16 protein-coding genes are annotated in these 19,668 nt (G+C 63.0%); 5 read left to right on the top strand and 11 right to left on the bottom strand.

Going from position 1 to position 19,668, the window contains the following annotated elements; translation table 11 throughout:
- Nucleotides 1-24: 24 nt before the first annotated feature.
- The 7 genes from uhpB to BN1143_RS20520 all read right to left on the bottom strand — a co-directional run bounded on the left by uhpB (nt 25) and on the right by BN1143_RS20520 (nt 7,294).
- On the bottom strand, nt 25-1,545 hold the full coding sequence (gene uhpB / locus BN1143_RS20485; protein ID WP_017786239.1) for a signal transduction histidine-protein kinase/phosphatase UhpB: 1,521 nt from the start codon (nt 1,543-1,545) through the stop codon (nt 25-27).
- Nucleotides 1,542-2,132 carry a response regulator transcription factor UhpA gene (gene uhpA, locus BN1143_RS20490; RefSeq protein ID WP_005302722.1) on the bottom strand — a complete coding sequence of 197 codons (591 nt, stop codon included), beginning with the start codon at nt 2,130-2,132 and terminating at the stop codon, nt 1,542-1,544. The genes uhpB and uhpA overlap by 4 nt, the downstream gene beginning before the upstream one ends.
- Before the next feature lie 188 nt (nt 2,133-2,320).
- Entirely contained in the window at nt 2,321-2,716 is a 396-nt protein-coding gene (gene rnk / locus BN1143_RS20495; protein WP_005302721.1) for a nucleoside diphosphate kinase regulator, read from the bottom strand.
- A 231-nt stretch (nt 2,717-2,947) separates the two neighbouring features.
- Nucleotides 2,948-3,682 carry a substrate-binding periplasmic protein gene (locus BN1143_RS20505; protein WP_042052007.1) on the bottom strand — a complete coding sequence of 245 codons (735 nt, stop codon included), beginning with the start codon at nt 3,680-3,682 and terminating at the stop codon, nt 2,948-2,950.
- Nucleotides 3,683-3,762: 80 nt separating this feature from the next.
- Nucleotides 3,763-4,446, bottom strand: a complete 684-nt coding sequence (locus BN1143_RS20510) for a hypothetical protein (protein ID WP_042052009.1) — start codon at nt 4,444-4,446, stop codon at nt 3,763-3,765.
- Nucleotides 4,447-4,496: 50 nt separating this feature from the next.
- Nucleotides 4,497-5,891 (bottom strand): alkaline phosphatase, encoded by a 1,395-nt coding sequence (locus tag BN1143_RS20515; protein WP_042052011.1) that lies wholly within the window; start codon nt 5,889-5,891, stop codon nt 4,497-4,499.
- 11 nt (nt 5,892-5,902) lie between these two features.
- Nucleotides 5,903-7,294: an alkaline phosphatase gene (locus BN1143_RS20520; protein WP_042052014.1), complete on the bottom strand. Its 1,392-nt coding sequence runs from the start codon at nt 7,292-7,294 to the stop codon at nt 5,903-5,905.
- Between the two features lie 332 nt (nt 7,295-7,626).
- Here BN1143_RS20520 and ylqF point away from each other — a divergent pair, with 332 nt between their 5' ends.
- Nucleotides 7,627-8,577: a ribosome biogenesis GTPase YlqF gene (ylqF, locus tag BN1143_RS20525; RefSeq protein WP_010633500.1), complete on the top strand. Its 951-nt coding sequence runs from the start codon at nt 7,627-7,629 to the stop codon at nt 8,575-8,577.
- A gap of 284 nt (nt 8,578-8,861) precedes the next feature.
- Entirely contained in the window at nt 8,862-10,010 is a 1,149-nt protein-coding gene (locus BN1143_RS20530; protein WP_042052015.1) for an MFS transporter, read from the top strand.
- Nucleotides 10,011-10,138: 128 nt separating this feature from the next.
- On the opposite strand, the gene BN1143_RS20535 is transcribed toward BN1143_RS20530, so the two are convergent.
- The 3 genes from BN1143_RS20535 to dinG form a co-directional block, all read right to left on the bottom strand.
- Nucleotides 10,139-11,035: a histone deacetylase family protein gene (locus BN1143_RS20535; RefSeq protein ID WP_042052016.1), complete on the bottom strand. Its 897-nt coding sequence runs from the start codon at nt 11,033-11,035 to the stop codon at nt 10,139-10,141.
- 91 nt (nt 11,036-11,126) lie between these two features.
- Entirely contained in the window at nt 11,127-11,786 is a 660-nt protein-coding gene (locus BN1143_RS20540) for a YccT family protein (RefSeq protein ID WP_017765589.1), read from the bottom strand.
- Nucleotides 11,787-11,960: 174 nt separating this feature from the next.
- Nucleotides 11,961-14,033, bottom strand: coding sequence for an ATP-dependent DNA helicase DinG (dinG, locus tag BN1143_RS20545; protein ID WP_042052018.1), 2,073 nt, complete (start codon nt 14,031-14,033; stop codon nt 11,961-11,963).
- 381 nt (nt 14,034-14,414) lie between these two features.
- On the opposite strand from dinG, the gene BN1143_RS20550 reads away from it, so the two are divergent.
- The 3 genes from BN1143_RS20550 to BN1143_RS20560 all read left to right on the top strand — a co-directional run bounded on the left by BN1143_RS20550 (nt 14,415) and on the right by BN1143_RS20560 (nt 18,076).
- Nucleotides 14,415-15,539: a porin gene (locus BN1143_RS20550; RefSeq protein ID WP_017785743.1), complete on the top strand. Its 1,125-nt coding sequence runs from the start codon at nt 14,415-14,417 to the stop codon at nt 15,537-15,539.
- 230 nt (nt 15,540-15,769) lie between these two features.
- Nucleotides 15,770-16,711, top strand: a complete 942-nt coding sequence (locus tag BN1143_RS20555) for a hypothetical protein (RefSeq protein WP_025201444.1) — start codon at nt 15,770-15,772, stop codon at nt 16,709-16,711.
- A 174-nt stretch (nt 16,712-16,885) separates the two neighbouring features.
- A complete protein-coding gene (locus tag BN1143_RS20560) occupies nt 16,886-18,076 on the top strand; it encodes an amino acid aminotransferase (protein WP_010633507.1) in 1,191 nt (396 codons plus the stop codon).
- 76 nt (nt 18,077-18,152) lie between these two features.
- Here BN1143_RS20560 and BN1143_RS20565 read toward each other — a convergent pair whose 3' ends face one another.
- Nucleotides 18,153-19,661, bottom strand: coding sequence for a helicase HerA-like domain-containing protein (locus tag BN1143_RS20565; RefSeq protein WP_042052019.1), 1,509 nt, complete (start codon nt 19,659-19,661; stop codon nt 18,153-18,155).
- Nucleotides 19,662-19,668 lie beyond the last annotated feature (7 nt).

Below are 19,668 nucleotides of genomic sequence, written 5' to 3' on the forward strand. Positions count from 1 at the left end.
AGCGCTCCCGGTCGGCGAGTTGGCTTATTCATGGTTTTCCTCCCGCTTGCGATCGGGCAGGGTCACGGTCAGCTGGGTGCCGTGTACGCAGGAGAGTTGCAGCGAGCCCCCCAGTGCCTGCACCCGCTCGCGAATGCCGAGCAGGCCGTAGCCCTGGGGCGTGCGGTGCTCGGGCAGGCCGCAGCCATCGTCTTCCAGCAGCAGGGTCAAACGCTCCCCCTGACGCTGGGCCCGGATGGTGACCGAGCTGGCGTTGGCGTGTTTGACCACGTTGTTGAGCCCCTCCTGACAGACCCGAAACAGGGTGACCCGCTGGGCATCGGAGAGGCCGGCGTCCGCCAGTTGCCACTCCAGCCGGGTGACGATGCCGCGGCGCTCCAGCTCAAGCTCGCGCAGCAGGGCGCGCACCGCCTGCTCCAGGCTCATGTCGTCGAGCTGGCGGGGGCGCAGCCGGCCGAGCAGGCCGCGCACCGCGTCGTAGATGCCAAGCGACAGGGTCTCGATAAGGGCGCTGCTCTGGCCCACCCCGGCGTTGTCAGGCGCCAACCGGCGCGCTATGCCGGCCTGGGTGCGGATGGCGGTGATGGTCTGGCCGATGTCGTCGTGCAGCTCGCGCGCCACCTCCTTGCGGATGCTCTCTTCGGTCTCCAGCAGCCGTTCGGTGAGCTGGCGGTTGTGGGCGAGCTGGCGGGTCAGCGCCTGGTTGAGCTCGCGCTGGCGCTGGATGCCGGCGCCGAGCAGCAGGCCGGTGAGGCTCTGGGCCAGCAGGGAGAGCAGCAGATCGAGCGGGTGATCGTGCCAGGCCTGGCCGGCCATCAGCGCCACCGTGTTCATCAGGGTGGCGAGCAGGGCCCCTTGCCAGCCGTAGCGCCAGGCCATGGCGATGATGGGAATGGCCAGACAAAAGGGGGTGAAGCGCACCAGCGAGTCCGGCAGGCCGAGCTGCAGCCAGAGGCTCAGCACAAACAGCAGCAGATACCAGACCAGGTGGCGAAAGCGCCAGTCTACCGGTTGATCCACCAGTGCAGGGCCGAGCGGCACCCAGGTAGCGCGGGTGAGGTAGTGCCAGATCAGCATGCAGGTGGAGGTGAGGGTCAGCCCGCCGGTGAGGGTGAGCAGCAGGGCGGTGAGGCCATCCTCGCCGGCCAGGTGCCAGAGCAGGGATTGCAGCCCGGCCGCCACCGTGACGGTGGCCAGCAGCACCAGCAGTTGCTGCCAGTCGTTGCGCACCGGCTGGCGGCGGGCGATGAGCAGCGGCAACAAGGTGAGCAGGCTGCCCGCCTGAATGAGCGGCCACAGCGGCAGTCCCACCTCCTGGTTGAGCCAGTAGAGCAGCAGGGATTCGCACAGCAGCAGCGGTGGCCAGTAGGCGAGCGGGCTTTGCAAGAGCAGCCCCAGCCGCAGGCCGAAGGGGAACAGCAGGGCTGCCAGCATGGGGGAGCCCGCCAGATGCAGGCCAATGCTCCACAGGCAAAACCAGCCGGCGGCAAAGATGAAGCAGGCCGCCAGCGAGATGGCGACATAGCTGGCCAGACGAGCGATCACCAGCTGTCCAGCATGCGGTGGGCCAGCTCCACGTTGTTGCTGACCTTGAGCTTGTCCATCAGGTTGGCGCGGTGCACGTGCACCGTCTTGGGGGAGAGGCCGAGCTGCTCGGCGATGGCCTTCACCTCCAGCCCCCGCGCCAGCAGCTGCGCCACCTCCCGCTCCCGATTGGTGAGGGGATCCTGGCTGTTGCAGGCGAGCTTTTGGGCGATGTCCGGGGTGAGGTAACAGCCGCCGTGGGCGGCGGTGCGCACCGCGGCGATCAGCTCGTCCGGGCTGCAGCGCTTGGAGAGGAATCCCTTGGCGCCGGCCTGCAGGGCCTGCTCGATGAGGGCCGGGCTGTCGTGCACCGACAGCATCACCACGGCCAGCCCCGAGGGGAGGCGCTTGAGCAGATCCAGCCCGGATTGATCCGGCATGGAGATGTCGCACACGCACAGCTGTACCCCGCTGCCGGGCAGACCCGCCAGCGCCTCGGCGGCGGAGCCGAATTCGGCCACCACCCGCAGGTCGGGTTCGAGATTGAGCAGTTGGGCAAAACCGGAGCGGACGATCTGGTGATCGTCGATGAGGGCAATCTTAATCATGATGTCAGCCTGAAATCTGCGGCCAGGGTGCTGGCGCGGCCAACAAGATACCTGCCCCCTCGTCCCGGCTCAAGTGAAAGCGGGACCGGAGGGCAGAATCGGCGCCACTTCTGCGGCAAAGCTTGATCGGGATCAGCTGCAGGGGCACGCCCGGCGCCGTCATGCAGGCCGGCGCGTGCCCGGGGGATCTAGCGGTGCAGCTCGCCGGCACGCTCCGGCTGGTAGACCACCTCGAGGATCTCCACCTGGATGGTGCGACCGGCCGGGCCTGGCCAGGCGATGCTGTCACCCACCTTGAGCCCGAGCAGGGCGCTGCCGACCGGCGCCAGCACGGAGATCTTCGACTCGTCCCCCTGTACGTCCCGCGGGTAGACCAGGGTCAGGCAGAATTCGTTGCCGCTGCTCTGCATCTTGAAGCGCACCGTGCTGTTCATGGTCACCACGTCCGGCGGCATGTCGGCCGGTTCGCGGATCTCGGCGCGGTCCAGCTCCTCCTGCAGGGCCAGGTGCTGGGGATGGTTGCCGAGCAGCTGCTCGATGCGATCGAGATCCAGGCTGGAAATCACGAGATGTGGCTGTTTCATAAGATATTCCTTATCAATGGGTCTGATGGCCAGGATGACGGGCAAGCTGGCCGAAAAAAGAGTGTGCGATACGAAAAAACAGATCGGGAATGCGATGCCCCCAACGACTCGCTGTCAGGGGCGAGGGCGGGGGCTCAACGGGGTGTGAGCAGACTTGACAAAATCATGAGCGCTTTCATGGGGATACCATAACCATTCTGAACTGCTTTGGCAATTCTCCTGACAAGCTTGTCAGGGCGCCTGGTAATCGTACTGCTTGATGATGCGCGCCAGGCTGCCGTCGTCGCGCATGGCGGCGATGGTCTGGTACCAGCGGGTCGCCTCGGCGGTTGGAAAATGGGGGCTGGCAGCCAGGTACAGGGGAGAGTGTTGCAGGGTTTCGCCGCGCACCAGATCCGCCAGCGGCAGGCCGGCTTGTTGCTGGTTGTAGAGGGCGCTGTTCCAGGCCACCGCCCAGCCCTGGATGCGGCCCAGCGCCAGCTTGTCGGCGTTGTGGATCTCCTCGGCCACCAGTGCCTGTTTCACCTGCGGATAGGGTCGCAGCAGGCTCTGGCCAAAGGAACCGCGCATCACGCCGACGGTGAGGCCGGGCAGGGCATTGATGGTGAGGGGGGTCGGGTGGTATTGGCGATGGCTGACCAGCACGAAGGCCTCGTCCATCAGGGGGACAATCCAGAGAAACTGAGGGTCGCGCTGGGGGCTGCGCACCGGCGGCACCAGCAAGACATTCCGGCGATAGCGGGCCTGGCTGAGGGCGCGGGCCAGCGGCATCAGCTCGATGGTCAGCGGCTCCTTGAGCCGGCGGGCGGCCTCTTCCAGCACCTCGATGACCATGCCGCTCGGGGCCCCCTGATTGGAGCGGATCACATAAGGGGGGATCTCGGCGGCGATGACCACCACGGCCCGGGCCGGCAGGGCGGAAAAGAGCAGGGAGCAAAACAGCAGCAGGAGAGCGGAAATTCGCATGGCAGACCTGATCCGGGATGAGTACCCAGAGTGTACCACCCCGTCGGCACAAGTCAGCCCACCCTGTTCGGGGCGTCCCGTCAGTCGAAGAAATCTCGCAGATCCAGGGTCTGGTAGCCCCCCAGCTGCTGCCAGGGCAGGGTTTTGGGCAGGGGTTTAAGGGTCACCTCCATCCGGTAGCTGCGATAGCCGTCGAGGCTCGCCGACTCCACCACCAGCGGCAGCTGCCAGCGGCTCGACCAGAGGATGCGGGTGCGCTGTTTGCCCTCGCGCTTTTCATACCAGCTGGCCTGCTCGGGGGCCGCCTCGTCGAGGGGGGTCATCTCCTGCAGCAGGGCCGGGTTGATGAGGTGGCGGATCCTGGGCCAGTCGGGCTTGAAGGCCACCTGGCCATACTCCTCCTCCGGTACCTCCACCAGCTGGTTGTGCCAGTTGTCGGCGTAGCGCAGTTGCAACTCATCCTGCTGGTTGCGGGTCACCCAGCGCGCCGCCATCTGGTGGGTAAAGTGCTTGTGGCCCGGGGTGGCATCGTGGGCGGCGTGGTAGGCGCGGGCCAGAGGGAGGGGAATGAGCCGCTGGCTCCACACCTGGTCGCCGACCCGCAACCACTTCTCCTGCCACTGGCTCTCCTTGCTGATGCCGTCGCTGCTGGTCACCCTGTCCTGATAGCGGATGCGGGCGGCCAGATCGGGGACTTCCTCGGCAAGGAGGGAAAAAGAGAGGCTGCTGGTGAGCAGCCACAAGGGTAATAAATATCGCATCATGCCGTCTCGCTCGAGCGAGCAGGGCCCGGCACCTGGCCGGGCCCTGCCGTTTACAGACCGAGCGCCTCCTTGAGCTTGCCGAACACCTTGGTGTTGTCGAGGGTGCCCTTGAAGCGGCTGCTGCCGGCGCCGTCGGCAAACAGCATCACATCGCCGCCGCCGTGGGTTTCGGAGCCCAGCTTGACCCCGGTCTCTTGCAGGTAGTCGTCCGCCATCACCTGATCGCTGGTGAGGGTGGGGCGCACGTCGGCGCGGTTGGGGCCGTTGCCGAACACTAGCGTGGTGAAGGGTTTGCCATCCACGTCGTTCTGGGTCGAGCCGTCGCCGTTTTTCACCAGATCCAGCACCTTGTTGCCCTTGGCGGAGTAGCCGTTGATGGTCATGGTGTGGTCATGGTCGGCGGTGACCACGATCAGGGTATCTTTCAGATCCACCTTGCCGAGCGCCGTCTTGACCGCCTCGTCGAGCGCCACCGCGTCGGTGAGCGATCGCTTGGCATTGGTGCCGTGCAGGGCGTGATCGATGCGACCCCCTTCCACCATCAGGAAGTAACCCTGACTGTTCTGGCTGAGCAGATCGATCGCCTTGGCGGTCATCTCAGAGAGGGAGGGCTGGGTACTTGCCGCCCCCTTGGCGACCCGGTCCAGCTCGTAGTCGAGGTGGGACTTGGCGCTGAACAGCCCAAGCACCTTGCCCGAGTTGACGCCAGAGAGCTCCTCTTTGGTGGTGACGTAGCGGTAGCCCTGGGCAGTCAGCTCGGCGGTGAGATCCCGTCCGTCGGCACGGCCCCCCTTGTTGCTGGTGCTGTTGTAGGGCGTCCAGTGGTTGGCGCCGCCCCCCATCAGCACATCGACTCCATCCCCCAGCGCGGTGTTGAAGCCGGCGCCGCCCGGTACCGCCTGCTCGGCGATGGCGTAGGCGGCATCCCGGTGGCACATGTGGGAGTAAGTGGCGGCCGGGGTGGCATGGGTCAGCTCGGTGGTGGTGACGGCTCCCACCGACTTGCCGGCCGCCTTGGCCAGCTCGAGAATGGTGGGCACCGGCTTGCCGTTGTCGCTGGTGCAGTTGTTGATGCCCTTGTTGCCGTTGAGGTCCTTGCCGGGCGCGACGGCCTTGGTGTCGCTGCTCATGGCGATCACCTCGTTGTTCATCTTGACCCCGGTTGTGTAGGCCGCCATGGAGGGGGCCGAATCGGTGGTCTGGGCATCGTTGGAGAAGGTCTTGATGCGGGCGCTGCGGGCCAGCTTCATTATCTCCAGATTGCCCTCTTCCCCCACCTTGTAGAGGCGGGTGGCGGTGAGCACGGTGGGGCCCATGCCGTCACCGATAAACAGGATGACGTTCTTGGCGTCGCTGGCCTGTGCCTGGGCCGCGCCGCCGAGGGCGGCCAGCAGGGCCGTGCTGATCAGGGTTTTATGCAGTTTTTGTTTCATGGCGCTTTTCATGGGAATGCTCCTTACAGCCCGGCCGCAGCCTTGACCTTGCCGAACACGGCGGTGTTGTCGAGTGAGCCGTGGAAGCTCTCCGCTCCCTGGCCGATGGCGCCGAGGAAGACATCGGTACCACCGTGGGTCTCGTTGCCTATCTCGCCTACCTTGACCACCACCTCCTGGTGATAGTCGTTGGCAGAGACGGTGGCGTCGTCCAGCGGTGCCACGCTGCTGCGCGGACCATCCACCCGGTTGTAGCCGTTGCCAAAGCCGATGATGGTGTAGGGCATGCCGTCGGCATCCTTGCTCGGCTCACCGGTTTCATAGTTCTTCACCAGCCCGAGGACGCCGGGGTTGTCGGCGGTGGTCTTGCCGGTGCGCTTGGCATAACCATTCAGGACTAGCGTGTGGTCATGGTCGGCGGTGACCACGATCAGGGTGTTTTTCAGCTCGGGATCGGTTTTCTTCACCTCGTCGATGGTCGCCTTGATGGCGTTGTCGAAGGCGAGGGTGTCCTGCAGGGCACGCTTGGCGTTGGTGTCATGCAGGGCGTGGTCGATGCGCCCCCCTTCCACCATCAGGAAGTAGCCCTGTTTCTTGTCCTTGAGCTGCTTGATGGCGGCCAGGGTCATCTGGGTCAGGGAGGGCTCGCTGGCGGGTCGGTCCAGGTCATATTTCATGTGGCTTGAGCCAAACAGCCCCAGCAACGGCTTGCTCGCATCGGCCTGGTTCAGCTCGTCCAGGGTTGCGGCAAACTGATAGCCCTTGGCCTTCATCTCGTCGATGAGGTTGCGGCTATCCTCGCGCTTGCCCTTGTCGGCCTTGGGCAAGAAGAAGCTGCTGCCACCGCCGAGTACCACGTCCACACCCTCTTTGAGGGCGCTGTTGTAACCGGCGCCGCCGGGTACCAGCTGGGCGGCGATGTCCGCTTCCAGATCCCGGTTGCAGAGGTGGGCATAGGTGGCGGCCGGGGTGGCGTGGGTCACCCGGGTGGTGGTGACCACGCCGGTACCGCGACCGGCGGCCTTGGCCAGCTCCAGCAAGGTGGTGACCGGCTTGCCGGCGCTCTTGCTGCAGTCGTTCTCCTGGGTGGCATCGCCGTCCATGCTGATGACACCGTTGTTGCTCTTGACCCCGGTCATGTAGGCGGACATGGAGGGGGCCGAGTCGGTCACCTGGGCGTCGTGGGAGAAGGTCTTGATGAAGGCCGTCTCCGACAGGGTATCGATGGTGAGGCTGCCCTCTTCACCGACGCCGTAGATGCGGGCGGCGGTCAGGGTGTTGAGACCCATGCCGTCACCGAGGAAGAAGATCACGTTCTTGGCACCGGGCTCGGGCGCACTGCTGTCGTTGTTGGAGTTGCAGCCGGCGGCCAGGGCGGCGCCGATCATCAATGCAAGTCCTGCCATCTTTCTCATTGGGGTTCGCTCCTTGTAAAACCTGAGCGCAGCCTAGAGGTCGCAGATGACACTTTTAGTGAAACTGGATGACAATCCGATGAAGGTGTTGCATGAATGTTATGTTGTATCAATCACTTATCTGTCAATAGCCGAGACTGGCCAGACCGGCTGACGAGGGGAGGGGGCGGGCGAAAATCTGGCCGGTTTGCCGGCTGGCGGCTAGAATGGCCTGTCAAATCGGGGCGGGTGCAGGTAAAATGCGCCCCCTTGCGACGCCCTGCGTCCGCCATCGCCCGCCGCTCGCGCCACCGCAAGCCCGCGCCCGCAGTCCCTAGATGAGAGTAACGGATATGTCCATCAACTGGTTCCCCGGCCACATGCACAAGGCCCGCAAAGAGATTGCCGAGGTCATGCCCCAGGTCGATGTCATCATAGAGATGCTCGACGCCCGCATCCCCTTCTCCAGCGAAAACCCGCTGGTGCCCGAGCTGCGCGGCGATACTCCGGTGATCAAGGTGCTCAACAAGGCGGACCTCGCCGACCCCGAGATCACCGCGCTGTGGGTGGCCCACATGGAACAGGAGAAGGGGATAAAGGCGCTGCCCCTGACCCAGCAGGAGCCGGAGAAGATCAAGCAGTTGCTGACCCTCTGCCACGAGATGCTGCCGGAGCGCAATCTGGAGCTGCGCGGCGTACGCGCCATGATCATGGGTATTCCCAACGTGGGTAAATCCACCCTGATCAACACCCTGGCGGGGCGCATCATCGCCCGTACCGGCAACGAGGCGGGGGTGACCAAGTCCCAGCAGCGGATCAAGCTCGACAACAACGTCATCCTGACCGACACCCCTGGCTTCTTGTGGCCCAAACTCAACCCGCCCTCCTGCGGTTATCGGCTGGCCATCACGGCCGCCATCAAGGATACCGTCTATGACTACGCGGACATCGCCATGTTCGCCGCTGACTACTTCCTCAAGGCCTATCCGGAGCGGATCCAGGCGCGCTATCAGATTGACGCGCTGCCCGAGACCGAGATCGAACTGCTGGATCTCATCGCCCGTCAGCGCGGCTTCATGCGCAAGGGGGGGCTGTCGGATCTGCACAAGGCGTCCGAGATCCTGGTCAACGAGTTCCGCTCTGGCCTGCTGGGCCGCATCTCCCTGGAGACCCCGCAGATGGTGAGCAGCGAAATCGTGGAGGCCGATGCCGAGGCCGAACAGAAGGCCAAGGAGAAGGCGGAGCGGGAAGAGGAGCGTCAGGCGCGGGCCCGCCGCAAGTACGCCAAGAAGCGTCAGCGCTGACCGGCCTTGTGCCAGGTATATAAAGAAGAGGCGGCCCGGGGTCGCCTCTTCTCGTTATGGCCCCCAGGATTGAGAAGAGGCCGACAGGCAACCGGCATCTGCCCGTCATCATGGCCAAAGAGTCGGTGAATCAAGGGGATAAGCTAGGCGCCGAACGGCGCCGTGCTGCACCGCACCAGCAGTATTCGATAAAACCTTGCGATCCTGCTTTCAGTGCCGATTGACAATGGCATTGGCGGTGGCATGATGCGCTCGCATTTTTGACTCTCCTCACGGTTTTACCCATGACCATATACACCCGGCCAGTGCTGTTATTGCTCTGTGGCCTGTTGCTGCTGACCCTCTCCATCGCGGTGCTCAATACCCTGGTACCGCTCTGGCTTGCCCATGAACAGCTGCCGACCTGGCAGGTGGGCATGGTCGGCTCCTCCTATTTCAGCGGCAACCTGCTGGGCACCCTGCTGGCGGGCACCTTGATCAGGCGTTGCGGCTTCAACCGCAGCTATTACCTGGCCTCCGCCCTCTTTGCCGCCGGTTGTGTCGGGCTCGGCATTACCCTTGATTTCTGGAGCTGGCTCGGCTGGCGATTTATCGCCGGTATCGGCTGCGCCATGATCTGGGTGGTGGTGGAGAGCGCGCTGATGTGCAGCGGCAACGCGTACAATCGGGGCCGTCTGCTGGCCGCCTACATGATGGTCTACTACCTGGGCACAGTGCTCGGCCAGCTCTTGGTCAGCAAGTTGCCGACCGGCCTGATGGAGGTACTGCCCTGGGCGAGTGGGCTGATCCTGGCGGCTATCCTGCCGCTGTTGTTCACCCGCATCGTCAGTGAGCGCAGCGAAGCGCAGGGCTCAACCCGGGTCTGGTCCATGTTGCGGCTGCGTCAGGCACGGCTCGGGGTCGATGGCTGCATCATCTCCGGCATCGTGCTGGGCTCCCTCTACGGCCTGATGCCGCTCTACCTGAATCATCAGGGGGTGAGTGATGCCGGCATTGGTTACTGGATGGCGGTGATGGTGAGTGCCGGCATCCTGGGGCAGTGGCCGGTGGGTCGGCTGGCGGACAGGTTCGGTCGCCTGCCGGTGCTGCGGGTGCAGGTGCTGGTGGTGATCCTGGGGTGCGGGGCCATGCTCGGCGGCGTGGCGATGGGGCCGGCGCTGTTCATCCTGGGCGCCGCCGGGTTTACCCTCTATCCGGTGGCCATGGCGTGGGCCTGCGAGAAGGTCGAGCACCATCAGCTGGTGGCCATGAACCAGGCGCTGCTGCTGAGCTACACCATCGGCAGCCTGCTCGGCCCGGCCTATACCGCGCTCCTGATGCAGCACCTTTCGGACAATCTGCTGTTCATCATGATCGCCGGTGTGGCCTTGCTCTACCTGCTGATGTTGCTGCGCCCCATGGGGAAACACTCGACACCGGTGGCCCACGCCTGAACTGTGGTCGGCGGCAGGACACCATCCTCGCTTCTCGATAGGGGGCTGGATGGCACGCATATAAAGCAGAGGCGGCCCAGGGGCCGCCTTGTTGTTGTCTGCAACGGTGGCCAGGCAGAGCTCAACGGTTAGCCGTAGCGTTTGTTCGCCTCTTCGAACAAGGACATATGCAGCGGGATCAGCTGTTGCCAGTCACGGCGGTAGCCGCCGCCCGGTACGGCGGCAATGGGCAGCCCGTGCCGTTGTGCGCAGTCAAAGACCATGGCATCGCGCTGGCGCACCCCCTCATCACTTAATGCGAGATAGCCGAGTTCGTCGGCATGATGCACGTCCACGCCGGCCTGATAAAGGATGAGATCGGGGGCGTAGAGCCGCAGCGCCAGATTGAGCGCCTCTGCCAGCGTGGTGAGGTAGGCATCGTCCTCCATGCCGCTTGGCAGGGGGAAATCCATGTGGGAGGCGGGTTTGTGGCGGGGAAAGTTGTGCTCCCCGTGCAGAGAGAGGGTGATGATGTCGCGCCGCCCCTGGCACAGGGCGGCACTGCCATCCCCCTGATGGACATCGAGATCGACGATCAATACCTGTTCGCAGCGCCCTTCGTCCAGACAGGTCTGGGCGGCGATCACCAGATCGTTGAACAGGCAAAAGCCGCTGCCAACGTCTCGGTGGGCGTGGTGATAGCCACCGGAGATCTGCAGGCCGCAGCCTTGCGCAAGGGCGTGGCGGCTGGCGGCAAGGGTGGCCCCCACCGAGCGCAGGGTGCGTTCAATCAGCACGGGGGACCAGGGAAACCCCAGCTGGCGAATGGCGCCTGCATCCAGGGTGCCGGTGAGGGCCGCGCCCACATAGGCCGCATCGTGCACTCTCTCTATCTGGGTGCGACTGGCGGGCGCGGCCTCTGCCAGCGGATAACCCAGGTTTCCCAGCTGTTCGAACAGCGCCTGGTATTTGGCCAGCGGAAAGCGATGGCGCGCTGGCAGGGTCAGGGCGGAGTAGAGGGGGTGATGGAAGATGCGCAGTGACATGAAGGCTGGGCCTTGGCAAATGGGCAGATATGAAAAAGGGGAGCCAGGCTCCCCTTTTTCATGCCCGATAATTCGGGACGAACAGATGCAATTACTGCTGCTGGATCACCCAGATCTGGAAGGCTTTGCGGGTCTCCGCATCGGCCTTGTTGTACCAGTTTTGCAGCTGGGTCAGGGCTTCCGGATTGCTCTGGGCCTTGCTCGGGGCGACCTGAACCGGGGCGCTGTTGGCGGCCATGACGGCAGCGGTAGAGACAGCGACAGTCTTGGGCTGGTTGAACGCCTTGCCCATGTTGATCAGCTCCTGCTGATAGTCACGGGTCAGCTGGAAGCCTTCCACCTTCGGCAGCACGAACTGCTCGGTGGCGACGACCTGGCCGCTGCTCTTGTCTTTCAGCGCGACTTTCTGTTCCTTGACGAACTGGTTGGCTTCGGATTCGTTGCGTGGCTTCTTGTAGTCCAGTACCAGTTTCTGGTTGTCGGCGGCGGTGAAGTTGATCACCAGCGGCTCGGCGGTGACCAGCTTGGTGTCGCTGCGGCTGGAGTAGTTGCCTTCGAAGGCGACGACCAGTTGGTGCTTGCCGGCTTTGATAGGATAGGTACTCGTCTTGTCGAGCAGTTTGGGATTGATGGATTGGCCATCGATCAGCTGCACCACATAGGGGTTGTTCACTTCCAGTTGGGCATCGGCCAGGGCACTACCTGCCCACAACAGACCAGCCAGGGCTGGCACCAGAACAGTCAGTTTCATTTCATCTCCTTGAACAGTCAGGCGAGTGCCCACTGAAAAACAGGGGCTCATTTTTGCAGGTTTGCCAGAGGGCGGCAATAGGCGTTTATGGCGCCCCTGTCGCGTCTGGGCTCGTGCTTTCCCGATGCAAACTCATCGGGCCAGTGGGGTTGGCTACCTTGGTCAACCTCGGCCCTACTCAATCCGGCGTCGAAATGGCGGCAGGGCATCGAGCAGCCCCTTGCCGTAGCGTTTGGTCAGCAGACGGCGATCGAGAATGGTGACCCGGCCTCTATCCGCCTCTTTGCGAATGAGGCGACCACAGGCCTGGATGAGCTTGCGCGACGCCTCCGGCACCGTCAGTTGCAAGAAGGGATTGCCCCCCCGTTTCTCGACCCACTCGGCGGTGGCCTCTTCCACCGGCGAGTTGGGGACCGCGAACGGCAACTTGGTGATCACCAGGTTGGTGAGGTAGTGACCGGGCAGATCCAGCCCTTCCGAGAAGCTGCCGGTGCCAAACAGTATGCTGGCCTGGCCGCCATCGCATTTTTGTTTGTGCAGGGTGAGCAGGGCGTTGCGGGAGGCTTCCCCTTGCACCAGCAGGGAGAGTCCCTTGGCCCGCAAACCCACCGCCACCTCGTTCATCTGCCGGTAGGAGGAGAACAGCACCAGGCTCGCCTCCTTGCCGGCCAGCAGACGGGGCAGGATGCTGACGAGCTCCTGGGTGAAGGCGGGGGCACTGGGCTCGTGTTCCATTTTGGGCAAATAGAGCTCGGCCTTCTGGTAATCGAAGGGGGAGCGCAGGCGCAGATAGCGGGTACCGTCGTGCTCTTTGAGCCCCACCTGGTGGCGGAAATAGCTGAAGGAGGAGAGGGCTGTCAGGGTCGCCGATACCAGCACGGCGCCAAGACACCTGGACCAGAGCCACTCCTCCAGCAGGTAGCCCACCTCGATGGGGGAGGCGTGCAGCCAGATGTCGCCGTCATCGCTCTTGACCATCCAGCGGGCCAGCGGCGTCTTGCCCTCTGCCACGTGCCGCCCCAGCATCTCCCACAGGGCGCAGAAACCCTCCAGCCGCTGCAGATAGAAGCCGCTCTCCGCCAGCAGGGGTTCGGCATCCTTGCGACGGATCTCGCCATCCTTCAGCGCTTCGCCGATGGCCCCCTGCATTCTGTCCAGCGCCCGCAGCGCCTTCTTGCTCGCCTCCTTGAGGTTCTCCGCCAGCATGGGCAGGGGGTCGGGCAAGACACCATCGGCGAAGCGATGGTGTTTTTCTTCATTGAACAAGCGGTCGTTGGCGGCGAGCCACTGCTCCAGCGCCTTCAGATCCGGTTGCAGGGAGGCCAGCGCGTCCTGCAGCTTGAGCTGGGGATCGAGCAGACTCTCCTTGTTGAGGGTTCTGGCCAGCTTGCCTGCCCCCTGCGCCAGCTTCTCCAGCCAGCGGCGTGAGCCCTTGACGCTGGCCGAGGCGGCGCCGTGATCCCGGGCTATGGTGGGCAGGTGATGGGCCTCGTCCAGCACATAGAGACACTCGTCCGGTGGCGGCAGTATGATGCCGCCACCCATGGTGAGGTCGGAGAGCAGCAGGGCGTGGTTGACCACCAGCACGTCGGCCGCATCCATGTCGTTGCGGGCGCGGTGGAAGGGGCAGTGCTGATGATGAGTCAGCGCCTTGTTGCAGGTGTGGCGGTCGGCGGCGATGCGATCCCAGCAGTTATCGTTGATGGGTTTGGGCCAGTTGTCCCGATCACCGTCCCACTTGCCTTTCGTGTAGGCCTGCCACAACGCCTGATAGCACTCCTTGTCGGCGTCTGACGGCTTGTGTTTGCTGAGGGCTCCGAAGTCGAACTCGAAGTTGGCCATCTCGCTGCCGCTGGCGGCCTGCTCCAGCAGGTGTTCGCAGCAGTAGCGCTGGCGCCCCTTGACCAGCATGAAACGAAACGGCAGCTCGCTGTGGCGATGATAGAAGGGGAGGTCTTTGTGGATCAGCTGCTCCTGCAGTGCCACAGTGGCGGTGGAGATCACCAGCTTCTTTTGAGTAAGGCGAGCCACCGGGATGGCCCCCTGAGCATAGGAGAGGGACTTGCCGATACCAGTGCCGGCTTCGGCCACCAGGATGCGACGCTGTTTGTCATACTCCCCGGTCAGCGTCTTGGCTATTTCGGCCACCAGAAAATTCTGCTCCTTGCGCGGCACAAAACCGGGTAAACCATCGGCTATTTGCCGATAGGTATTGCGAATGGTGGTTTTGAGACGGGTAGACAGCATGAAGAAAATGACCGTTGCACAGGGTGAAGGAAGACAGGATACCTGCAACCGGCAACCTGGGTCGAGGTGTGTGGCAACGCACAGATCCGACCTCTTCTTCTATTTATAAGGCGAGTCGTCGTCATTGTGTGATAAATCACCAATTCGGACGATTTTTGCCAGCGGTTATCGCTGTAAACGTTTTCCCATGGCGTGCAAACAATGTGGGATTCAGGTCACAATTTTTCCGCTGTGACTATGCTTTTCGTAAAAAGTTCCAAGTTTTTTCATTGCGGATTGGAAAACCCGGTGCTAGTCTCGGCGCCATAGTGATGCAAAGTACATCGCTAACACAGGGAATAACAACGACTTAGTGTTTAATTACAGTAGGCATTGGAAACTATGAAAAAGACAATTCTGGCTATTGCTATCCCGGCTCTGTTTGCATCCGCCGCTAACGCTGCAGTGGTTTACGACAAAGACGGTACCACTTTTGACGTATACGGCCGTGTTCAGGCTAACTACTACGGTGACCACAACAAGGCTGTTGGTGCAACTGACGACGCCTATAAATTCGATACTAAAACTGGTCAATCAGTTTTCGTTCCCGGCACTGCTGCTAGCTACCAAGATGTCGATGGTGAGCTGGTTGGTTCTTCCCGTCTGGGTTGGTCCGGCAAGATTGCCCTGAACAACACCTGGTCCGGTATCGCCAAGACCGAGTGGCAAGTTTCTGCTGAAAACTCCGCCAACAAGTTCGATTCCCGCCACATCTACGTTGGTTTCGACGGCACCCAGTACGGTAAGATCATCTTCGGTCAGACCGATACCGCGTTCTACGACGTGCTGGAACCGACCGATATCTTCAACGAGTGGGGTGACGTAGGTAACTTCTATGACGGTCGTCAAGAAGGTCAGATCATCTACTCCAACACCTACGGTGGCTTCAAAGGCAAACTGTCCTATCAGACCAACGACGACAAGGCCGTGAAGGTTACTGACGTAGGTCAGGGCATCAAAGAAACTGCTGTTTATGGTCCGAATGTAAAGCGTAACTACGGTTATGCCGCTGCTGCAGGTTATGACTTCGACTTCGGTCTGGGCCTGAACGCCGGTTACTCTTACTCCGACCTGGAAAGCACCACTTCCAGCGCTTCTGGCGACAAGAAAGAGTGGGCCTTGGGTGCACACTACGCCATCAACGGATTCTACTTCGCTGGTGTTTACACTCAAGCTGACCTGAGCTACGACCACACCACCGGTGGTGACAAGGACAAGGGCCGTGGTTACGAGCTGGCTGCTTCCTACAACGTTGATGCTTGGACCTTCCTGGCCGGCTACAACTTCACTGAAGGTAAAGCTGCTTCCAACACCGCTGGGGCTGAGTACAAAGACATCGTTGACGAAACCCTGCTGGGCGTACAGTACGCTTTCACTTCCAAGCTGAAAGCCTACACCGAGTACAAGATCCAGGGTATCGACAAGATGGACGACGAGTGGACCGTTGCCCTGCAATACAACTTCTAATCTAGCCTCTGCGCTGATTTAGTTGATGAACGGCCAAGCTTGCTTGGCCGTTTTGTTTTATCTGCTTTCCACCTGATTGCCTCTCTTCTCCTCTGTTGATGATCCTCTCCTTGCCCTCTTTGACTTGCGTCACTTCACGTTGTCTCTTTTCTGTACTTGGCTCCCGGGCAGCGAATCGCTAGATTATTCAGCTCGTTGCAGGATGTTCGGCAGACAGGGAAGGATGACGCTTGATTGACTTTAGTCACCCGCAGTGGCGGGAGCTGGCCCGCCAGCTGCTGGACAACCCCACCTCGGTGGTCCGCGCCCGTCAGTGGCAACCCCTGCTGGGCCTGCTCAAGGACAATCAGCTGCTGCTGGCACTGGGCAACCACCACTATGAGCTCACCCCCGCTGGTCGCCGCTACCTGACTCGTGAACTGACGCTGGCCGAGATCGCCACGGCGCCGCCCACCCCGGAGGAGTGGCTCCATGGGCAGGGCTGGCAGCTGGCGGAGCAGGTCAACGAGCGGGTGCTGGCCGCTCTCTATCGCAAGAGCGAGGTGAGCTTTACCCCCAACGAGCAGATCGACTTCGAAGACAAGGGGATCCGGCTCTGTTCGGATCAACAGGTGCGCCTGCGTGCCCCCCAGCCATTCAGCCTCTTCTTCAGTGGCGGCGCCCTGCTCGATGCCGCCCCCTGGTTGCAGGCGCTTGGCGAGGTGGCGCTGCCGGAGCGCACCCTGGCCAGCCTTGGCAAGATCCTGTGGGGGGAGGGGGAGCTGCTGCGGGTGATCACCACCGACAGCGTCGGTGCCTTTGCCGAGCTGGTGCTGCCGGCAGGGACCCTGCTGATCTGGGCTCCCGCCTCGGCGCAGCAGGCACTGCAGCAAGTGATCGCCGCGCTGCCGCCTCAGGTGCAGTGGAGTCATCTTACCTCCCTCGACCCGAGCGGGGTGGATCGGGTGCTGACTCTGGCCCAGCGTTTGGGCCGGCCGGCCAGCTGGTGGCTGCCCACCGTGCTGGCTCCCATCATGACGGCCTATGCCTTGCCGTTGGCCGACTCCCGCCCCTGGGAGCCGAGCCGGATCCCCAAGTCATTGTTAGCAGTTTGTAGCGGTTTGGTTGAGTCCAATGGTGGCTTGTCTGCCGAGGTGTGCGCGTTGGCGCCACAGTGGCATGCCATCGGCTGAGATTGCCGCAGATCCGGCCGAAAAAGCGGTTTTCCCCCATCCTGCACGGTGATATAAAGAGTTGACGAAGCGCTCGCCAGTGAGCGCTTTTGTTTGCCACGTGTTTTGCGTGTCACGGACGGTGTGCCAACACGCTTTGCCAGCCAACGAACTCAACGGAATACAGGGAATACCATGTTTGAAAAGGTTGTTGCCGCCCCAGCGGATCCGATCCTGGGCCTGACCGAAGCCTTCCGCGCCGACTCTCGCAGCCACAAGATCAACCTGGGGGTCGGGATCTACAAGGATGAGACCGGCGCCACCCCCATTCTTCACTGCGTCAAGAAAGCCGAACAGAAGCTCTTGACCGACGAGAAGACCAAGAACTATCTCGGCATCGAAGGCAATATCGAATACGGTCGCATCGTGCAGCAACTGCTGTTCGGACAGGATTCCGCGCTGGTCAACAGCGGCCGCGCCAAGACGGCGCAAGCGCCGGGTGGTACCGGTGCCCTGCGCATCGCCGCCGAGTTCGTGGTGCGCAACAACCTCGCCAAGACCATCTGGATCTCCGATCCCACCTGGGCCAACCACGTCAGCGTGTTCCAGGCAGCGGGTCTGACCGTCAAGTGGTACAAGTACTACGACGCGGCCACCAAGGGGCTCGACTTTGCCGCCATGCAGGCTTCGCTGGCCGAGGCGCAGGCTGGCGATCTGGTGCTGCTGCACGGTTGCTGTCACAACCCGACCGGTATCGACCCGACCGCTGATCAGTGGCGTGCACTGGCCAGACAGAGTGCCGCCGCCGGCTGGCTGCCGCTGTTTGACTTCGCCTATCAGGGCTTCGCCCGCGGCATCGAAGAGGATGCCGAAGGTCTGCGCATCTTCGCCGAATGCCACGACGAGCTGCTGGTGGCGAGCTCCTTCTCCAAGAACTTCGGTCTTTACAACGAGCGGGTCGGTGCCTTCACCCTGGTCAGCGCGACCAAGGCGATCGCCGATGTGGCCTTCACCCAGGTCAAGACCGTCATTCGTGCCAACTACTCCAACCCGCCGTCACACGGCGCTGCCGTCGTCACTGCCGTGGTGAGCGATCCGGCCCTCTATGCCGAGTGGGTGGAAGAGGTGGCGGCCATGCGGGTGCGCATTCGCGAAATGCGCGAGCTGCTGGTGGAAAAACTGGCCGCGCGCGGCGTGAACCAGGACTTCAGCTTTATCCGCGAGCAGAACGGCATGTTCTCCTTCTCCGGTCTCTCCAAGGATCAGGTGGAGCGCCTCAAGAGCGAGTTCGCCATCTACATCGTCGGCTCCGGCCGGATCAGCGTGGCCGGTATCACCCGTGCCAACATAGATCCGCTGTGCGACGCCATCGCCAAGGTGCTGTAAGCGAGTCATCGCCATCCGCTCAATAACAAGCCCGCCGGGGAGACCCGGCGGGCTTTTTCATTTTCCGGCTCAGGCCTTAGCGGCGGCGCTTGCCGCCCCCTAGCAGGGAGCCGAGCACTCCGCGCACCAGCTGGCGACCCACCTCGCTGCCGATGGTGCGGGCCACGCTCTTGGCGGCGGTCTGTACCACCCCGTCGTGCTGGCCGCCACGGGGGCCGGTGTGGCCAAACAGGATGCTATTGAGGGCATCGAGCAGGCCGCCTTCCCCGTTGGATGACGGTTTACTGGCTTGTTCGCTTGTGGTTGTCAGCTTGCCCCCGTTGAGCCGCTCGAAGGCCGACTCGCGATCCTCCGGCGTCTCGTAGCGGCCGTGCAGCAATGAGCCCTGAATAAGCGCCTGCCGCTCGGCATCGCTCAAGGGGCCGATGCGGCTGGCCGGCGGGGCGATGAAGGCACGCTCCACCATGCAGGGTCGTCCCTTCTCGTCGAGCAGAGAGACCAGCGCCTCACCGACCCCGAGCTCGGTGATGACGCCAGCGGCATCGAAGGCGGGGTTGGCGCGCAAGGTGTTGGCGGCGATCCGCACCGCCTTCTGATCGCTCGGGGTAAAGGCGCGCAGGGCGTGTTGCACCCGGTTGCCAAGCTGCCCCAGCACGCTGTCGGGGATGTCGGCCGGGCTCTGGGTTACGAAGTAGACACCCACCCCTTTCGAGCGGATGAGGCGCACCACCAGTTCAATCTTCTCCAGCAGCGCCTTGGGAGCGTCGTTGAACAGCAGGTGCGCCTCGTCGAAGAAGAACACCAGCACAGGTTTGTCCGGATCTCCCACCTCCGGCAACTGCTCGAACAGCTCGGAGAGCAGCCAGAGCAGGAAGCAGGCATAGAGCCGGCTGGACTGGGTCAGCTTGCTGGCGGCCAGCACATTGATATGGCCGTGGCCGGCCTCATCGGTCTGCAGCAGATCCTGGATGTCCAGCATGGGCTCGCCGAAGAAGTGATCGCCGCCCGCGCTCTCCAGGGTGAGCAGGTTGCGCAGGATGGCGCCGATGGAGGCGGTGGAGACGTTGCCGTAACGGGTGGTGAGGGACTTGGCGTTGTCGCCGGCAAACTGCACCATGGCGCGCAGGTCTTTGAGGTCGAGCAGCAGCAGCCCCTCGTCGTCCGCCACCTTGAACACCAGCTCCAACACCCCGCTCTGGGTATCGTTGAGACCGAGCAGGCGGGCGAGCAGCAGGGGGCCCATGTCGGAGACGGTGGCCCGCACCGGGTGACCCTGTTCGGCAAACAGATCCCAGAACAGGGTAGGACTGGCGGCAAAGGCGGGTGCCGGGATGCCGAGCTGGGCCAGTCTGGCATCCAGCTTGGCCGAGCCAGCCCCGGCGGCGCCAAGGCCGCTCAGATCCCCCTTCACGTCGGCCAGAAAGACCGGCACGCCGAGGCGGGAGAATCCCTCCGCCAGCACCTGCAGGGTGACTGTCTTGCCGGTGCCGGTGGCCCCTGTGATGAGGCCGTGGCGATTGGCCATGGCCGGCAGCAGGGCGAGGGGATGACCACTGGCATAGGCCAGCGTGAGCGGTTCGGCCATGGTGGGC

The organism is Aeromonas dhakensis, assembly GCF_000820305.1.
Taxonomy (GTDB): Bacteria; Pseudomonadota; Gammaproteobacteria; order Enterobacterales; family Aeromonadaceae; genus Aeromonas; species Aeromonas dhakensis.